At 49.8% G+C, this 255-nt stretch carries 1 protein-coding gene; it reads right to left on the bottom strand.

Going from position 1 to position 255, the window contains the following annotated elements; genetic code table 11:
* A partial coding sequence (locus RYX56_RS23745; RefSeq protein WP_317124307.1) for a hypothetical protein occupies positions 1-255 on the bottom strand: 255 nt, incomplete at both ends.

The raw sequence follows: 255 nt of genomic DNA, 5'->3' as shown, positions 1-255 counted from the left end.
GCTTGAGCAGCTTCTACTAAGTCTGTTGGGATTGTATCGGTGCTGACCTCATATCGCTTACCGTTGAAGTAAACTTCTGCTACGCATTCGTCTTCCCCTTCGAAGTATTCGTCACTGGAGACGCGATAATTGGGGACGAATCCGTAAGAGCTTAGACATCTCCAGGCGGGTCTTGCAGAGTCGCCATAGTCAATTAGAACCTCTTGATCCGCCTTGATATCTCTACGTGCCCGAACGACCAGGACCTGTTCGTCA

The sequence above is a fragment of the Alkalihalophilus lindianensis genome (assembly GCF_032843265.1).
GTDB classification, from domain to species: Bacteria; Bacillota; Bacilli; order Bacillales; family Bacillaceae_D; genus Alkalihalophilus; species Alkalihalophilus lindianensis.
This window is presented reverse-complemented; position numbering and strand designations above follow the sequence as displayed.